General features: G+C 33.3%; 14 protein-coding genes. 3 read left to right on the top strand and 11 right to left on the bottom strand.

What is annotated here, in order from left to right; translation table 11 throughout:
* Positions 1–52 precede the first annotated feature (52 nt).
* From N4T77_RS06960 to N4T77_RS06980, 5 genes are all read right to left on the bottom strand, one after another.
* Complete coding sequence (locus tag N4T77_RS06960) at positions 53–628, bottom strand: response regulator (RefSeq protein WP_261671037.1); 576 nt, start codon at positions 626–628, stop codon at positions 53–55.
* A 125-nt stretch (positions 629–753) separates the two neighbouring features.
* The gene (locus tag N4T77_RS06965; protein WP_261671038.1) at positions 754–1,044 is read right to left on the bottom strand and encodes a thiamine-binding protein; all 291 of its coding nucleotides are present in this window, start codon (positions 1,042–1,044) and stop codon (positions 754–756) included.
* A 76-nt stretch (positions 1,045–1,120) separates the two neighbouring features.
* On the bottom strand, positions 1,121–1,525 hold the full coding sequence (locus tag N4T77_RS06970) for a bacteriohemerythrin (protein WP_261671039.1): 405 nt from the start codon (positions 1,523–1,525) through the stop codon (positions 1,121–1,123).
* Positions 1,526–1,604: 79 nt separating this feature from the next.
* Positions 1,605–2,378, bottom strand: a complete 774-nt coding sequence (locus N4T77_RS06975) for a LytTR family DNA-binding domain-containing protein (RefSeq protein ID WP_261671040.1) — start codon at positions 2,376–2,378, stop codon at positions 1,605–1,607.
* Positions 2,379–4,013 (bottom strand): LytS/YhcK type 5TM receptor domain-containing protein, encoded by a 1,635-nt coding sequence (locus tag N4T77_RS06980; RefSeq protein ID WP_261671041.1) that lies wholly within the window; start codon positions 4,011–4,013, stop codon positions 2,379–2,381. It abuts the gene before it with no gap.
* Between the two features lie 281 nt (positions 4,014–4,294).
* Between N4T77_RS06980 and N4T77_RS06985 the strand changes: the two genes are divergently transcribed.
* The gene (locus N4T77_RS06985; protein ID WP_261671042.1) at positions 4,295–6,088 is read left to right on the top strand and encodes a carbon starvation protein A; all 1,794 of its coding nucleotides are present in this window, start codon (positions 4,295–4,297) and stop codon (positions 6,086–6,088) included.
* Positions 6,089–6,320: 232 nt separating this feature from the next.
* Complete coding sequence (locus N4T77_RS06990) at positions 6,321–8,102, top strand: carbon starvation protein A (protein WP_261671043.1); 1,782 nt, start codon at positions 6,321–6,323, stop codon at positions 8,100–8,102.
* A 58-nt stretch (positions 8,103–8,160) separates the two neighbouring features.
* Here N4T77_RS06990 and N4T77_RS06995 read toward each other — a convergent pair whose 3' ends face one another.
* The 4 genes from N4T77_RS06995 to tsaD all read right to left on the bottom strand — a co-directional run bounded on the left by N4T77_RS06995 (position 8,161) and on the right by tsaD (position 17,244).
* The gene (locus N4T77_RS06995; RefSeq protein ID WP_261671044.1) at positions 8,161–11,082 is read right to left on the bottom strand and encodes an insulinase family protein; all 2,922 of its coding nucleotides are present in this window, start codon (positions 11,080–11,082) and stop codon (positions 8,161–8,163) included.
* Between the two features lie 130 nt (positions 11,083–11,212).
* Positions 11,213–12,025 carry a pyrroline-5-carboxylate reductase gene (proC, locus tag N4T77_RS07000; protein ID WP_261671045.1) on the bottom strand — a complete coding sequence of 271 codons (813 nt, stop codon included), beginning with the start codon at positions 12,023–12,025 and terminating at the stop codon, positions 11,213–11,215.
* 309 nt (positions 12,026–12,334) lie between these two features.
* Positions 12,335–15,772, bottom strand: coding sequence for a pyruvate carboxylase (locus tag N4T77_RS07005; RefSeq protein ID WP_261671046.1), 3,438 nt, complete (start codon positions 15,770–15,772; stop codon positions 12,335–12,337).
* A gap of 446 nt (positions 15,773–16,218) precedes the next feature.
* Positions 16,219–17,244, bottom strand: a complete 1,026-nt coding sequence (gene tsaD / locus N4T77_RS07010; protein ID WP_261671047.1) for a tRNA (adenosine(37)-N6)-threonylcarbamoyltransferase complex transferase subunit TsaD — start codon at positions 17,242–17,244, stop codon at positions 16,219–16,221.
* A 198-nt stretch (positions 17,245–17,442) separates the two neighbouring features.
* Between tsaD and N4T77_RS07015 the strand changes: the two genes are divergently transcribed.
* On the top strand, positions 17,443–18,078 hold the full coding sequence (locus tag N4T77_RS07015) for a RusA family crossover junction endodeoxyribonuclease (protein ID WP_261671048.1): 636 nt from the start codon (positions 17,443–17,445) through the stop codon (positions 18,076–18,078).
* Between the two features lie 29 nt (positions 18,079–18,107).
* On the opposite strand, the gene N4T77_RS07020 is transcribed toward N4T77_RS07015, so the two are convergent.
* Positions 18,108–18,758: a DUF1836 domain-containing protein gene (locus N4T77_RS07020; RefSeq protein WP_261671049.1), complete on the bottom strand. Its 651-nt coding sequence runs from the start codon at positions 18,756–18,758 to the stop codon at positions 18,108–18,110.
* A 115-nt stretch (positions 18,759–18,873) separates the two neighbouring features.
* Entirely contained in the window at positions 18,874–19,257 is a 384-nt protein-coding gene (locus N4T77_RS07025) for a DUF1667 domain-containing protein (protein ID WP_396125095.1), read from the bottom strand.
* Position 19,258: the final 1 nt, after the last annotated feature.

The raw sequence follows: 19,258 nt of genomic DNA on the forward strand, positions 1-19,258 counted from the left end.
ACCTTGAAGCAATTCATACTTCAAGGTTTTTTAGTATAATGAAAAATTTTTCTTATTTTAGTTTTTGTCCACAGAAAGGGCAGAATAAAAAGTTAGTAACTTCTTCCGTAAACTTTCCACCACAGTAAGGGCAGAATAAAAACTTACTAGGTAATTTGACGTTTGTTTCTTCGTTCAATACTAAAGCAGTTTTTTCATTTTTATTCTCTTTTAAGTTTTCTCTAGTTAATCCTTTAAAATCTTTTTCTATATTCTTATACTCATCATGTCTACTATAAAACTTGTCCAAGGCTTCATCCAAAATCTCTGATAACTTAGATCTGGTTACTGGTGTATGAATAACCTCATCTACCTTACTTTGGATAAAATCTTGAAGTTTTATAGAATCACAGGATGAAAGTAAACATAGAATACCCGGATAGTTGTTCTTTATATTATTAATTAACCTATCTCCTCTGTTATCTTTCATTATTAAATTCACTATTATTATATCTGGCTGAAAAACTTTTATCTGAATAAATGTATCATATTCATTGGTGACTTGTACATTATATCCAATATCGCTTAAAAAATCTTTCATTATCATACTTTCAAATCTGCAATCATTTACTACAAGAACTCTTTTCATGGTTTCACCACCACATAACAATCTAATCTGATTTTAACCCATTAACTACTATTTTTCAACGGATTTTATACATATTTAATTAAAGGATCATTGAATATTTTATATTTTATAAATATATTCTACTATTATCCTCTATACTTACCTACTTTTTCTTCCATAGTAACTCCCTCTGGTTTATAATCTATCTTTACTACAGACACCACCCTTACAGCACCATTATCTACGCATATCTGTTGTGCTATTTTAACTATATCCAAGAGCTTATCAATATCTCCTTCCATTGTGGTTTCCATTGCTCCTACTTCATACTTTACACCGGTTGAATCTATATATTCTATTACCTTATCAACCACTCCATATAATTCTTCTTCACCTACAACAGGTAACACCTGTAAACTTACATTAGCAAGCACCATTTAATTCTCCTCCTTAAATATACTACTATAGCATTCTTTCATGTATTAAACCTTAAACCGTAAGCTGAATATATAGTTATAGCTTATCTCTTAGAAACTCACCTAGCCTGCTGTCTATATCTGAAATATGTGTTACAAATCCCTCTGCAAAAAATTCATTTGCCTCCATCAGTTTTGTAAAAGGTATAAAACCTCCTTTAAATGCACTATCTAAAGCTTGGAGTTTTAACATAAAAATATTATGTCTTTCTTTATGTACTTCATATTCTGGATAACTATATGTAACCATATAGTCCTCTTCACTTTTAAAGTGCTCCTCAAGAGAACCCTTTAAAACTCTAAATATCTCTAATATCCTATCCTTATTCTTTCCATTCATACATTCACTATAAAATTCTTCCACAATTTCAAATATCCTTCTGTGCTGTTCATCAATATCCTCAACATGTATTAGCAACCTATCCGTGAATAAATTCGCCATAATCTTATTATTCCTCCTAATTTGTAAGCCTATAGATATGAACTATATTATCTTCATTAAAACCTACTGTCAACGATATTTAGATTTCAAGCAGCTCCTTTAACTTTTTAACATTATTACGGCTTATAGGCACTTCTGATTTTTCATTATCATTCATTACTAATTTATAAGTACCGTTGAACCAAGAATACATCTCTCTAATGTTATCCATATTCACTAAATAACTTCTATGGGCTCTAAAAAAGTTAGTTTTTTCCTCTATTTGATGAAGAGTATATCCTACTAAGTATTGTTCAGCTTTAGTCTTAATATAGGTCTTTTCATCCTCAATAAAACAAAAATATATATCCTTTACATCTACTAATATAATTTTACCTTTTCTTTCACAGGGGATCTTTTTTACTAATTTCTCTACTCTATCTATTTTGTTTATTATTTCATTTATTATATTCGGAATGTTATCCTGATCCACTTTTTTAACGTTGAGTTTGCTAATAAGCCTATCTATTGTAACTGCTATTCTTTTATCGTCAAAAGGTTTTAGAATATAATCTAAGGCATCTACTTCAAAAGCTTTTATAGCGTGCTCCTCATAAGCAGTTACAAAAATCACCTCAATAGAGTTATCAAACCTTTTTATTTCTTCTGCTAATTTTATACCGTTCTGAAGCGGCATATTTATATCTAAGAAAACAGCATTAGGTTTCTTTTCTTTAATAAGCTCTAACCCTTTTTGTCCATCATGTGCAACTCCTTCCACATGAATAAAATCATACTGAGATATAATAAATTTAAGTTCCTCTGCCGCTGGCAGCTCATCTTCAACAATAATTACCCTTAATTTATTAACCAATTACTTATCCTCCTTCGGTAATGAAAAACTAACCTTTGTTCCTTTATTTAAGGCTGTAACTATTTTTACTTCATATCTTTCCCCATATAAAAGTTTTAGTCTCTCATTTACATTTTTGAGGCCTATGCCTGGCCATTCATTTATAACTTCTTTTAATTTTTCTTCACTCATTCCAACTCCTGTATCCTCAACAGAAATTGATATGTCTTGTTTCACATAACATGCCTTGACATAAACACTCCCCCCTTCTGGCTTAGGGAGTATTCCATGTTTAATAGAATTCTCTATAATTGGCTGCAACACAAAAGATGGTATTATCATATTCATCATATCCTCTGGTATATCCACAATTAGCTGAAGTCTTTCTCCAAACCTTGCCTTTTCAATGGATAAATAAGATTGGATAAATTCAAGTTCATCTTTAAGAGCAACAAAATCCTCTTGCTTTTTTAGCGTTTGTCTAAAATAATTAGAAAGATCTATTATTAGCTCTCTTGCTCTAGTAGGGCTAGTTCTACAAAATGATGCTATTGTATTTAATGCATTAAATAAGAAATGAGGTTCTATTTGCGCTCTTAACGCTTTAAATTTTGCCGTTGACGCCTCCTGAGCTAACTTATTCAACTTATATAGCTCTAATTGAGTAGATAGCAACTCACTTAATGCTTTTGCGAACTCCCAAAAATATAAGTCTATATTCTTCTCTGACTTTACCCTTAATCCTATTAGACCTTCAAACTTATCACCAGATACTAAAAAAGGTGTACAAACAAATAATGCTTGTCTATTATGATTATTGACCTTAATAACCCTATAGTTAGGCAGTTTATAATAACTATATAAATTTTCCTTTAAGGCTTCTTCGTTTACTTCCTCTCCATAGTATGCAAGAAGGCCAGTTTTATCTCCTATAAAGACTCCTTTAATATCTGATATTTCATATATAATTTTAGCTACCTCTTCAGCAGTATCCTTGTTTAAACCTTTTCTTATATGTCCCATAGTTCTCTTAGCAATGTTTAGTGCCTTTTGCGCTTGTATCGCTCCAATCCTGTTATAATCATTTCTGGCATTTTGTATTATATTTATGAATATAAGAACTCCAAAAGAATTTATAATAATCATAGGTAGAGATATAAATCCTACCAACTTTACTGCACTTTCTAGTGGCCTAGCAAAAATTAAAAGCATAAGCATCTGCATACACTCTGCAACTATCCCACCTATAAAAGCACTTCTTACGCTAAAAGCGCCATCCTTAGAATATTTCCTAGCTAGAGCTCCTGTAAGCCCCTCAACAACTGCCGCTATACCACAGGCCAAAGCTGTAAACCCTCCCAGCAAGTATCTGTGTGTTCCTGAAATTGCCCCTACAATTACTCCTACTATAGGGCCCCCTACATACCCAGCAACTATTGCTCCAATTGGTCTTGTATTGGCTATTGCATAGGGCTCTAATTCTATACCTGTATAAGTACCTATTATTCCTAACAAACTAAAAAATACAATCATCCCTACTTTGTCTGTAACTGTTAATTCGTCCTTAATTAGATTTTTAAAAATGTGAGATTGATTATATATATATGCTGCTAGGGCAATCAGTGCCATTCGCTCTAGCATTTGTATATAAATCAAATAGCCCTCCCCCTTGTTTTATAATTATAAATATTCTTTATACATTATATTATATAACAAAATAAAAATATTAAAATAATTATATTCTTTTAATGCTAATTAAGGATTAATTTCTGCTGTTCATTGTCGACTTTTACCTATTTAGCACATTTTTGTGTATATACAGATAATAAAATAGTATTATAGTATTCGTAATCGATACCAAAAATCATTTTAATATTTACATTGTTTTTTTAATTACTAAATCTTATACAATAAATATTTTAAAAGGGGGAAATTATATGAATTCTATCATTCTAGTTATTATCGCTGCCCTTGTATTAAGCTTAGGTTACAGACTTTACGGTGCATTCATAGCAGCAAAGGTTCTAGCTTTAGATGAATCTAGAGATGTGCCCGCAAAAGTTCACGAGGATGGTCGAGATTACGTGCCTACAAACAAATGGGTGTTACTAGGACATCACTTCGCTGCTATAGCTGGTGCTGGACCACTTATAGGACCAGTTCTTGCAGCACAATACGGTTACCTTCCAGGCACACTTTGGATTTTAATCGGTGGTGTAGTTGCTGGTGCAGTTCACGATATGATTTTATTGTTTGCATCAGTTAGACATGATGGACAATCCATTGCTGAAATTGCTAAAGCCAATCTAGGCAAAAGAATGGGACTCATAACATCTTTAGCAGTTATATTCATTCTAATAATTACTATGGCAGGACTCGGACTTCCTGTTGTTAACTCACTTTATAACAGCCCTTGGGGCACCTTTACTGTTGGATTCACAATTCCAGTTGCTATGCTTATTGGTATATACCTAAGATTTTTAAGACCTGGTAAGATTGGTGAATCTACAATTATAGGTATGGCATTAATTTTATTCGGTGTTATTGTTGGACCATATATTCAACACACAGCTTTGGCTCCTTACTTAACTTTCAATGCTAAACAGTTATCAATTATACTAGCTATTTACGGTTTCTGTGCAGCAGCCCTTCCAGTATGGCTACTGCTACTTCCTAGGGATTACTTAAGTACATATATGAAACTAGGAGTTATAGGTGCTCTTGCCGTTGGTATAGTAATTGTTCGGCCAACAGTTCAGATGCCTGCTGTTACTCAATTTGTCCATGGTGGTGGCCCAATTGTTCCAGGTAAAGTATTTCCATTCCTATTTATAACAATAGCCTGTGGTGCTTTATCAGGTTTCCACGCTCTTATAAGCTCTGGTACAACACCAAAACTCATTGCCAATGAAAAGGATATACTTCCAATAGGTTTTGGCTCAATGGTTATTGAATCTTTTATAGCTTTAATGGCACTAATCGCTGCAACTTGTCTTCCAACTGCCGATTATTTTGCTATAAATTCAGCTCCTGCTTTATTTGCTAAACTTAATATGATTCCAAAGGAATTGCCAATGCTCTCTCAAATGGTTGGAGAAGAGCTTGCTGGAAGACCTGGTGGTTCAGTATCTCTTGCTGTAGGTATGTCTTATATCTTCTACAAAATTCCTGGGTTCAAAGGACTTATGGCTTACTGGTACCATTTCTGCATAATGTTTGAAGCTCTATTTATATTAACTACAATAGATTCTGGTACTAGAATAGGAAGATATCTATTACAGGATTTATTCGGTCAAGCTTACAAACCATTAGCTCGAAAAGATTCCTGGTTTAATATAATATTCTTTAGTGCACTTATGTCCTTTACTTGGGGATACCTGCTATTTACAGGAAATATATCAACGATATGGCCACTTTTTGGTACAGCAAATCAGACCCTTGCAACTATAGCCTTTGCAATAAGTACAACAGTACTGATTAAAATGGGTAAGCAAAAATATGCTCCTATAACTATAATTCCTATGACTTTCGTTGCTATAACAACTTTAACGGCTATCGTTACTAATATATTCTCAAATTATTTACCAAAACATCAAAATCTACTAGCAGGTCTTTCCGGAGTACTTATAATAATGATGATTATAATTATTGTGGAGAGTGTAAAGGTTTGGATTAAAGAACTTAGCAATCAATCTTCAAATAACATTAAAAATAGTAACCAAGCAGTTTAGTAAACAAATCTATCCTTTTAGTTAATTTCTAACAATTAAAATCCCCCCTATACTTTCGCAGAAAGTATAGGGGGGATTTTTATAACTGCTAAACGGAATAGCTATTTAACCATTCACCCCCTTTTTTTACCTAATCACCCAATAAATATATTTTGCTACCTTCAAAAGTAATATCATTATTATAGTAAGAATTATTAGAATATTCTACTTAATAACTAAAGGGGGGTTTTTTATGAATTCAATAGTTCTTGTAATAATAGCTGCTCTTGTCTTAATTTTAGGTTATAGACTTTATGGTGCATTTATAGCAGCAAAGGTATTGGTTACTGATGAAACTAGAGAAGTTCCATCGAAAGTTCATGAGGATGGTCGAGATTACGTACCTACAAACAAATGGGTACTCCTTGGTCACCACTTCGCAGCTATAGCTGGTGCTGGACCACTGATAGGACCAGTCCTTGCAGCACAATACGGTTACCTTCCAGGTACACTTTGGATTTTAATCGGTGGTGTTTTTGCTGGTGCTGTTCACGATATGGTTTTATTGTTTGCTTCTGTTAGACAGGATGGACAATCCATAGCTGAAATCGCTAGAGCAAATTTTGGTGCAAAAATGGGCTTTGTTACATCAATTGCAGTTCTATTTATATTAATAATTGCAATGGCTGGTCTTGGACTTCCAGTTGTTAACTCACTTTATAACAGTCCTTGGGGTACCTTCACCGTTGGATTCACTATCCCAGTTGCTATACTAATTGGATTATACTTAAAATTCTTAAGACCTGGTAAAATTGCTGAAGCTACTGTAATTGGTATGGCTCTTATACTACTAGGCGTTATACTAGGACCATTTATTCAACATACTGCCTTAGCTCCATTTTTAACCTTTAATGCTAAACAAATGTCAATTATACTAGCATTATACGGTTTTTGTGCAGCAGCCCTTCCTGTATGGCTACTACTACTTCCTAGAGACTATTTAAGCACATACATGAAGCTTGGTGTTGTAGGTTTCTTAGCTATTGGTATATTGATTGTTAGACCAGTTGTTCAAATGCCAGCTGTAACTAGTTTTATACATGGTGGCGGACCTGTTATCCCTGGTAAAGTATTCCCGTTCCTATTTATAACAATAGCCTGCGGTGCTTTATCCGGCTTCCATGCATTAATAAGTTCTGGTACAACTCCTAAATTAATTTCAAGCGAAAAGGATATACTTCCAATAGGTTTTGGTGCTATGCTTTTGGAATGCTTCGTAGGAATGATGGCATTAATTGCAGCAACTTGTCTTCCAACTGCTGATTATTTTGCTATAAACTCAACTCCTGCTGTATTTGCTAAGCTTGGCATGGTTCCTAGTGAACTTCCAATGCTTTCACAAATGGTTGGTGAGAACCTTGCCGGTAGACCTGGTGGAGCGGTATCTCTTGCTGTAGGTATGTCCTATGTATTCTATAAGATTCCAGGACTTGAACATTTAATGTCCTACTGGTATCACTTCTGTATAATGTTTGAAGCGTTATTTATATTGACTACAATAGACGCTGGTACTAGAATAGGAAGATATCTTCTTCAAGATTTATGCGGAAAGTTTTATAAACCTTTTGAAAATAAAAATTCAGTATTTAACATGGTACTCTTTAGTGCATTAATTTCCTTTAGTTGGGGCTATCTATTGTATACCGGAAACGTATCAACTATATGGCCTCTATTTGGAACAGCAAACCAGATGCTTGCAGCTATAGCCTTTGCTATAGGCACTACAGTTATAATAAGGCATAGCAAACCTATATACGGCCTTATTACTGCAATACCAATGGTTATCATAACTATAATAACTGTAGATGCAGCATTACTAAATATATTCCAAAATTACCTACCACAAGGTAAGATGCTTCTAGCAGTGCTTTCCTTCGTGCTGATAATTATGGTTTTATTTATAATAATAGAAAGCGTAAGAGCATGGATAAAAGACTTGAAGAATATGAATTCCTCTGGTAGCCACGCTATTTAACTTATTAAAAAGAGAAATCCACAATGTGAATATAAAAAGATTCACATTGTGGATTTTTTTACTCGAATAATGTTACTAATTCATTAAAGAGTTCTTTATTTTCTTTGATTCTATCTTCATTTCCTAATACACATAGGTAATTTTGTCTCATTACATCTGAAACTAGATCTCCGAATTTGCGTATATCTTCAACCTTAGTGGCTAATATCTCTTCTCTTTCTCTTTGTATATCTTCATGTGTAAAATGTTTTATATAGTTTTCAGCTGCACGTTCACCTTTCATTGAAGGAGTTAACGGAAAATCTAAATCTGATATAGTTCCAATAATATACTTAGTCATCTGTCTATCATCTGCCTCAAATTTCTTGAAGTAATCCCCTGCTTCTTGGTAAACCTTTAGTGTATTATCTAAGTTTGGATCACGGTAAGAAGTAAAGAAGGTATTACCGTTTCTTTGGAAGGAAGAAAAACTACCGTATGCTCCTCCCTGTACACGTACTCTATTCCATAGATAATCATAGTTTGCTATAGCTCTTAGAACCTGAAGACTTCCATTATAAGAATATCCTAACTTCATAAAGTTATAAGCTTTAGCAACATACTGAACCTTTCCCGAGGTCATTAAGCCTTCATTTTTGGCTTCAAATTTGAATTTATATTCTGTTGGTTTTATATATTCATTTCCCAACTCACTGTATAATGATCCAAAGTTTTTATTAAATTCTTCGTAGTCTTTTTCTTCAAGAGTAACACTTAAAAGCAAGTTATTTTTATTGAAAATAACTTTAGACACTTCTTGTAGGTTTTTAACTAATTCTTCTACCCTATCGTCAAAGTTTTTTTCTAATTCTACAATAAACTTATAGAAAGACAACCCACTGAGTATATCCTCATACCTGCCTATTGGAGAAAAATATGAGAATAGATGATTTGCCGCTACTACATGACCTCTATCAAAAATTATCATCTCCATACGTGATTTTGTTTCCTGGATTATTTCTTTTAAGCGTTTATGTTCATCAAATCTAGTATGGCTAATTATTTCACCTAGTAACTGTGATAGCTTTGATATATTTTCTAATAGAACCTTAGACCTTATTACAAACTTAGGGTAAAACTTCTCAGCATCACCAGTCTCATAATAAGCCTGAGCAGTATGTCTTATACCACCAGTGTTAATATTAATTTCTTTAGCTAAGTCCTCATAATTATATTTTTCAGTGCTTACTTTACCCATTATAGTACTTAATAGTGATATATAAGGTATTTGTTCTTCGTTAACTCCCTGTGTATCAAAGTACATATTTACATAGGCTATTCCATTAGTAAATACAGAGTGGTGAAGTATCTTTATTCCCTGCTCCTCTTTCTCCTCTAAAGGTAATCTCTTTGCCTTAGGATCAATATCCTTTATTGATAATAGTGGTATCTTTGTTAACTCCTCCGGAGAATCAGAAGTAGTCTGTCTTTTTTCTAGCAGCTTAGTATTATTTATAATTTCTTCAATTTCCTTATCACTTAAACTTTTTCTATATTCTTCTAACCTTTTCTTTAAATCTGCTTCTTTCTTTTCTGCTAATCCCTTTGCAGGTTTTACAATAAGAACTGAACTATGATTATTATTAAGTAAATACTTTTCTATCATACTTTCAAAGTAATTTGTAGTTAAAGCAGTTTTTATCTTCTTTAGTATATTTTCAAAAGCTAAATGCTCCCAAGGCTTTTCATCATAAAGCCAGCTATCCATAGCCTTCATGCTATATATAAGTCCTGTAGGATATCCATGATAGTCAGCTTCCCTTAGTTTGAATTCCTTTATATTTATAGAAGCTTCTATGAGCTTTTTATCTATACCCTCTTTAACAAGCTTAGTTAGAGTTTCTGTAATGATACTCTTAAACTTATCTTTTTCTTTTTCATTTGAACTTTTTACAACAATACTGAACATAGGCTGAAGCATACCACCTTCAAAAGACCCAAAAACATCCTTACCTATATTCGCATCGATTAACGCCTTCTTAAGTGGTGATGATGGTGTCTCTAGTAAAAGATGTTCAAGAATATCAAAGGCTAAGTACAATTCATCATCTGTTGCTTTTCCAACTGCAAAGTTCATACTTAAAAATGTCTTATCTTCTTCCTTTTCAGTACTAGATATAGGATATTCTATAATTACCTCTCTCTGCTTTTCAAAAGGTTTTTGAATGTTTAATTGAGAATCCACCTGAATCTTTTCAAAATTATTTAGATACTCTTCATCTATAAACTTTAATTTTTCTGATATATCTATATTACCGTACAGATATATATAACTATTAGATGGGTGATAGTATCTTTTGTGAAAATCTAGAAACTGCTGCTGCGTTAACTCTGGTATAACATCAGGATCTCCACCGGATTCAACTCCATATTGAGTATCTGGGAAAAGTGATTCTGATATTTTTCTAAACAGTATTGATTCTGGAGATGAGAAAGCTCCCTTCATTTCGTTATAAACTACACCCTTATAGGTAAGTTCTCCATCCTTATCCTGCAAATCATAATGCCATCCTTCCTGCATCATAATCTCCGGATACTTATATATGTTTGGATAGAAAACAGCATCTAAATATACATCCATCAAATTTTTGAAGTCCTTGTCATTCGTGCTTGCTACTGGATACATAGTTTTATCCGGGAACGTAAAAGCATTTAAAAAGGTATTTAAAGAACCTTTTACTAGCTCTACAAAGGGTTCCTTCACAGGAAACTTTCTTGATCCACAAAGTACAGAGTGCTCTAGTATATGCGGTACCCCTGTACTATCCGTAGGCGGTGTTCTAAAGCTTATAGAAAACACCTTGTTATCATCATCATTCTTTAAGTAAAATAGTTTAGCTCCTGTTTTCTCATGTTCAAACAACATACCTGTAGAATTAATTTCATCAATATTGTTCTCTTCTAATAATTTAAACCCGTTATAAATATTCCCTAGTTCCATTACTCTGCCCCTTTCAAAGACTTAATGTTATTAATTTCAAATCTTACTATATATTCTAATTTATTATGAACCTACTTTTTTTTATTTTTTCCTTTTGAATTGAAATATATTAAAGATATTCAGCTTTTCTTTATTTATTTTTAGACATATCAATTATCTTTTCAGTGCATTTCTCCATAGCCTCTATAATAGTTCCCTTAAAATTATTTTTCTCAAGACTATATACTGAAGCTATAGTAGTTCCTCCAGGAGAACAAACCTTATCTCTCAATACAGCTGGATGCTCCCCTGTTTCTAATACCATTTTTGCTGAACCTAGTACAGCCTGAGCTGCTAACTTATATGCTTGATCCCAAGTCAATCCTCTTAGAACACCGCCTTCTGCTAAAGCTTCGATAAACATATACACATAGGCAGGGGATGAACCACTTACAGCAGGAATTACATCCATAAGTTTTTCATCTATTATCTGAACCTTTCCAAAGCTCTCCAGAATTTTAATAACCTGTTCCAACTCCTCCTTGCATATCTCATCATTATGGCATACTGCTGTCATACCCTCGCCTACAAGTGCAGGAGTATTTGGCATTGTTCTAACAACTTTTATCTTTTTATCAAAGAAAACTTCCATATCCTTAGTACTTATTCCTGGTGCCATTGTTACTATGATGATTTCATCTTTTATAGCTTCTTTTATTTCTTCTGCTACAATTTCGTATTTTTCTGGTTTTACTGCTAAAAACAATATATCAGAAAACTGAGCCAGTTCTTTATTATCATCAGTAGCTCTGATACCATATTTCTCTTTTATCTTTCTTAACTGTTCCTCACGAACACCACTAGCAGCAACGTTATCACAATTTACTAATTTAGATCTTATTATTCCTCCTATAATAGCCTGAGCCATATTTCCACAGCCTAAAAATCCTACTTTCTTATCCAAATTTACCACTCTCCATATTTCTTAAGTTAAGATATATCACTTAGGAATTTACTACTTCTTCTTTTACTGCTACTAGACATTTTTTCTTACTACTGCGTAAGTAATATGTCAACTGACCTATGTATTATTATTCCTAACTGTCTTATGATATATTATATTCTATCATACATTGGTTCTGGTTAAATATACCTAAATTTATATCCATTTAAGCATATTTTAATATAACATTGATTATTTTCCAATAAAAAAGACCTTACTCTTTAATTAGAGCAAAGTCTTTTTTGGTATATCTGTTATTATATAAAATTTTTATTTAAGTTTAATTAATAACTGTCCTGACTTAGCCTGTTGTCCTTCCTTAACAAATATTGTTTCAACAACTCCTGAAACAGCTGCCGCAATATTGGTTTCCATCTTCATAGCTTCAATTACAATCAAGCTGTCTCCCTCTTTTACTGTATCCCCTTCTTTTACAAGTATCTTTAATATATTTCCAGGAATACTTGCACCTATTTCTAGGCTATTTTCTGAATCAGCCATAATCATTGTCTCTTCACGCCCTTGAGCTGCAGAGTTGCTAGACTTATCTTTTATTTTTATATCCCTTCTGTTACCGTTAACCTCAAAGACCACAGTTCTATTTCCCTGTAAATCAATTTTTCCTATTTCCATAAGCTGAACAATTAGAGTTTTACCTTCAGCTATTTCAATTTCTGAAGTTTCACCTTCTCGTAAGCCATGGAAGAATACATCACTTCCCATACGGCTAAAATCTCCGTTTTCTTTGATGTACTTAAGGTAGTTTTCAAACACATCTGGATATAAAGCATAGCTCAGCGATTCTTTGTTAGTGGCTTCTATTTTGTGCTTTTCTTCTAGATAATTCTTTATCTTACTAAAATCTTCATCTGGTAACATTTCTCCTGGCCTACATGTGATAGGTTTCTCTTCTTTTAATACTATCTTCTGAAGATCCTTTGGAAATCCTCCCATTGGCTGACCCATCATACCTTTAAAGTATGATACAGCAGAATCAGGGAAACTCATATTTTTAGCCTTTTCACATATATTCTCAGTTGTTAAATCATTTTGCACCATAAATATAGCTAAGTCTCCAACCATCTTAGAAGAAGGAGTAACTTTTACAATATCCCCAACCATATGGTTTACTTCTCTAAACATCTCTTTTACTTCATCAAATCTATGACCTAAGCCAAAGCTTTCAACTTGAGGTTTAAGGTTAGAATACTGTCCTCCTGGTATTTCATACTTATATATTTCTGCACTTCCTGTTTTTAGTCCTGATTCAAACTGACTGTAAACCGGTCTAACAGCACTCCAGTAATCAGATAACTTTTGAAGACCATCTAAATCTATACCTGTATCTCTCTCTGTATTTTTTAACGCTGCAACTACAGAGTTTAGTGCTGGTTGACTTGTAAGTCCCGATAAGCTATTAAAAGCAGTATCTACAATATCCACTCCTGCATGCGCTGCCATAAGCACTGTTGCTACGCCATTTCCTGTAGTATCATGTGTGTGAAGATGAATTGGTATAGATATTTCATTCTTCAACGCCCTTATAAGCTTTAGTGCTGCATAAGGCTTTAGTAAAGCTGACATATCCTTTATTCCAAGAATATGAGCTCCTGTCTTCTCAATTTCTTTAGCAAGCTTTATATAATATTCTAAGGTATATTTATCTCTAGACTCATCAAGAATGTCGCCGGTATAGCACATACATGCTTCTGCTACCTTATTTTGTTTTAAGGTCTCGTCAATAGCCACTTCCATTCCCTTTAACCAGTTTAATGAGTCAAATATTCTAAATACATCTATTCCTGACTCTGCAGATTCCTTTATAAATTCTCTTATTACATTGTCTGGGTAATTCTTATATCCTACAGCATTTGCTCCTCTTATAAGCATTTGGAATAATACGTTAGGAACTTTCTTTCTTAATTCAGTAAGCCTTTCCCAAGGACACTCCTTTAAGAATCTATAGGCAACATCAAAAGTTGCACCTCCCCACATTTCCATGGAGAATAAATCCTTACCAAGTACTGATTGAGCTTTTGCAATTTTTAGCATATCCTTTGTTCTCATTCTTGTAGCCATAAGCGATTGATGAGCATCTCTCATTGTTGTATCTGTTAAAAGTAACTTGTTCTGATCCTTAATCCAGTTAACAAGTCCTTCAGGACCTTGCTCATCTAGTATTTGTTTTGTTCCTCTTAAAGGTTCACTTATATCTACTTTTGGCACTACAGGAACATCAAAATCTGTTTTTTGTCCATGAGTTTCATTAACTACCTTCTCACCAATAAATCTTAGCACTCTTAACTCATCATCTGTTCTTGGTGATATATCAAAGAGTTCAGGATTATCTGCTATAAAGTTAGTATCACATATACCCTTTGCAAATTGTTCATGGTTTAACACATTTATTAGAAAATCAACATTTGTTTTTACTCCAGAGATTGTCATCTCCTTTATAGAACGAATTGACTTTCTTATTGCATCCTGGAATGTTCTTGACCATGACGTAGTTTTAACCAAAAGGCTGTCATAGTAAGGGCTTATAACAGCACCAGTGAACCCATTACCTCCATCAAGTCTTATTCCAAAACCAGATCCTGTTCTATATACATCAATTTTTCCGGTGTCTGGTGCAAAGTTATTAGAAGGGTCTTCCGTAGTTACTCTACACTGAATAGCGAAACCTCTAGGCTTTATATCTTCCTGTGAGCCTATGCCAAGTTCTTCTGAACCTAAAGAATAACCTTCTGCTATTAAAATTTGACTTTGAACAATATCTATTCCAGTAACCATTTCTGTTACAGTATGTTCAACCTGTATTCTCGGATTCATCTCTATAAAATAATGATTTCCATTTTTATCTACAAGAAATTCTAGAGTTCCTGCACTTCTGTATCCTACATATTGAGCTATTTTTAGTGCATCTTCGCATATAGCTTTTCTCTTTTCCTCAGGTAAGGCTATAGCTGGAGTAAACTCTACAACCTTTTGATGCCTTCTCTGTATTGAACAATCTCTTTCAAAGAGATGAACCACATTGCCATATTTATCTGCAAGTATCTGTACTTCTATATGCTTTGGTTTTTCAAGATACTTTTCGATGAATACATCATCTATTCCAAAAGCCTTTTTTGCTTCGTTTTTAGCACTTCTGTATGAAGAAATAAGCTCATCTTCCTTCGTTACTATTCTCATTCCTCTGCCGCCACCACCTGCAGCTGCCTTTAACATTACAGGGTAACCACAACTTCTAGCAAATTCTACTGCTTCTTCTTCTGATTCTATAGGTTTTTCTACTCCTGGAATCGTAGGTACTCCTGCATTTTGAGCTACAATCTTGGATTTAATCTTATCTCCAAGATTCTCCATCATTTCTGAAGTTGGTCCTATAAACTCAATACCAGCCTCTTGACATTTTCTTGCAAACTCAGCGTTTTCTGATAAAAATCCATAACCTGGGTGTATTGCATCAACGCCTTTCTTAAGAGCAAGACTAATTATTTCATCAATATTTAAATAGGCCTCTACCGGCCCTTTATTTTTTCCTATTAGATAAGCTTCATCTGCTTTTGTTCTAAAAAGTGAACGCTTATCTTCATCTGAATATATAGCAACTGTTCTTATACCTAGTTCCTGACATGCTCTGAAGATTCGTATTGCAATTTCTCCTCTATTAGCTACAAGAACTCTTTTAAACTTTTTAACCAAATTCCTCAGCCCCTTTTCATAAAAATTACGTATATTGAATAATTATTAAGAAATCATAATAAATATTAACAAGATAATAATATTATATACAAGCATTAAAACTATTTCAATTGCATTTAAAAAATTTTTTACTTGCACTTTTGAATAAAAAAGCTGTTGCTAGTATTATATTTAACTACTAGCACATTTAGGGCATGTCTACACTTTTAAATATTGTGTTAATTTTCTTTATAAAATAACAATGCAACTTTAAAACTATATCGTAATCATCCCTTTCACACATCCATTATATAGCATATGCTTTATTTTGTAAATAGTATACTCTAATTAGTATTTGTGATACTCTATTGTTTCTGTTTACTTGTTTTTATCATTATATAAAAAAAATTTACTCAAACCTGTATACAGGTTTGAGTAAATTATAAAAATTGAATACTTGCTCAGCCTTATCTTTCACCAAGCTTTAAATTAGGAATGGCATTCAATGTTAACTCTGCTGTTCTTCCTTTTGTATATTCAAAATATGCTGCACTACCTATCATAGCTGCGTTATCAGTACAGAGTATAAATTCAGGAAATAGTACATTTATATCCCTTTTCTCGCCTTCATTAATTAGACTTTCTCTTAGACAGCTGTTTGATGCCACTCCACCTGCAACTGCTATTTTACTAACTCCCCTTAGCTTACAAGCCTTCATAGCGTTATCTACTAAGAAGCTTACCACTGCTTTTTGGAAAGATGCAGCAACATCTGCCCTATTTATTTCTTCACCCTTCATTTCCATCTGATTTAAATAGTTTAATACCGCAGATTTAACTCCACTAAAGGAAAAATCTAATGAACTATCATCATGAAAGTTCGCTCTAGGAAATTTAATGGCATCTGGATTTCCTTCTTTTGAAATCTTATCAATTTTAGGCCCACCAGGATAACCAAGTCCTATTGCCCTAGCTACTTTGTCATAAGCCTCCCCAGCTGCATCGTCTCTTGTCTGTCCTAAAATTTCGAACTCACCATAGTCTTTCATATACACAATAAAGGTGTGCCCACCTGAAACAACAAGACATACAAAAGGTGGTTCTAGATCTTTATGTTGTATGAAATTAGCACATATATGTCCTTCTATGTGGTTAACGCCAATTAAAGGTTTTCCTGTCGCATAAGCTAATCCCTTTGCATATTGAACCCCTACCAAAAGAGCGCCAACCAGTCCTGGTCCATAAGTAACTCCTATGGCATCTATCTCCTCTAAAGTTACTCCTGCTTTATCTAAAGCCTCCTGTACAACAACTGAAACAACTTCCACATGTTTTCTAGATGCAACCTCAGGCACTACCCCTCCAAATTTAGTGTGTATATCTATTTGAGATGATATTATATTTGATAACACTTCTCTTCCATTAACTACAACAGCTGCTGAAGTTTCATCACAACTGCTCTCTAGTGCAAGTATCTTTATATCCTTATCCATGGCTTTTCCCTCACTTTATTTTAATTAGCAATACTAACAAATATTATACTTCATACAAATGACTGTTGACAATTGACAATAGCCATTTAGTATTGATTTTCAGTTGTAAATTATTCTATCCACTATCCCATTAAATATTATGCTATAATTGTATGGAATAAAAGCTTTTATGGACAAAAGTAAAAGAAGGGATAAATTATGAATGATAATTACGCAAAGGTTATAGTGAAGGGCTCTCCTATATCAAAATCAAATTTTAAACTTTTTAATATTAATGGTAGAGCTATACTGCCTTATAACTCTGGTAAATACCACGATAGGTATGCCCACTATGAGGAACAAATAGCATACGAAACCCGACGTCAGAATCCTGGCAAAGTGCTTACAGAGGCCTTAATAGCAGTGTTAAAGGTTTACTACAAAAGTAGAAAAAGACACCCTGATACTAATAATATTACTAAAAGCATTTTTGATGGTATTGAAAAAAGTGGTCTTATAATCAATGATGCTCAGATACGAAGAATTATAATAGAAGAGTTTTATGACGAAGAAAACCCAAGGTTTGAATTGGATCTTTTTGGAGAAAGCACCTATTCAATTGAATATAAAGTAGTGAAAAAAGAAGTAGAGGACAACCCTATCAACTATTCTCCCCCTCCGAATAGAAAAAAAGCTTCCTCTTTGCCCAGAAAAACCTCCGCTTGTCATTCTAGTACTAATCAAAACAAGTTCTTTTGTGAAGTATGTGGTAAATCTATAAAAAAAGAGGAATCAATATCTGCAAATAAGGGTAAAACAGCAATATGTAGAAACTGCTTTAAGAATTTATTTTAAGGCTAAAGATAAAAGTTATATCTTTAGCCTTATTTATTTTCATTAAGTAGTTCATCAATTATCTTTTCCGCCATTCTTTTTTGTATGCTTGACCTTACTACTAGAGTTATTACTGTCATTATTAAGTTACTGATATCTTTTTCTTTATCATCTAAATCATGAGTATCTTCTTCTAAATCCTGTTCTAGTTTCTCCTCAGACTCAAGCTCCGCTTCGCTGAGGTTATCTGCTAATTCTAGACTAAGCTTATCTTCAAACTCACCTTTAAAGCTTGCAATTTCATCTCTCTCTATTTCTAAAAACTTATTATATATATCTTCTACATTTAGCTCATGGATTTTCCCAGAGTTTATAGACTGAACAATTGGAGATAGTAGACTTTGTATATCACTTATTGAGAGGACTTGCTTTAGATAGTAGGTTAGAATGATAAGTATCATATGTTGTTTGGAATACTTTTTCTTTTTAGGAGGTATTACTATTCCAGCTTTGGTGTAATTATTTATCATTGTTTTTGTAAGAATGCTGTCCTTTTCGTTTCTTTTTAAGTAACCGAGCTTCTCATCAATGAAGGTAGTTACTTGATCCATATACAAATCTATATCAGGGATATTAGAAAGCTTCAACTGTTCAAAGGAACTTATCTCCTCTATTATCCTTTTCAATTCATTTTCATTCATTTTTAATTTTCCCTCCTCTTCCTACTACTATTATAGTATTTACAGTAATATTTAGAAAGTACTATTACAAATAAAAACCAGCAGATACAGTAACCTGTACCTGCCGGCTTTATTATTAAGCAATTTTATCTATTTTTTTCTCTACTTTAATTATCTTTTTTGTAGCTATAATATTTACACCAGTTCCAAGTACATTTTCAACTATTACATCTCCAATATTTACAGGTGCCTTTACTACTATTCCCTTTAGTTCTTTGATACAGTCGAAGATTTTATCCTTTGGTATATCACTTTCAGTCTTAACAGCTACCATGTCAATGTCTCCATCTTCTACACATACAGAAGAAGTTACTATTCTAGTAGGATTAGTACATTCCTTTTTAGCATAGTCTTCTCCTCTTTTGCAGGTATTACCTGTAACTTCCACAACTTCATTTCCCTGTAGCTTAACTGCAAGCTGACATCCTATAGGACATCCTATGCATATTAGTTCTCTCATA

Origin of the sequence: Clostridium sp. CX1, from assembly GCF_025398335.1 — a bacterium.
Taxonomy (GTDB): Bacteria; Bacillota; Clostridia; order Clostridiales; family Clostridiaceae; genus Clostridium_AM; species Clostridium_AM tanneri.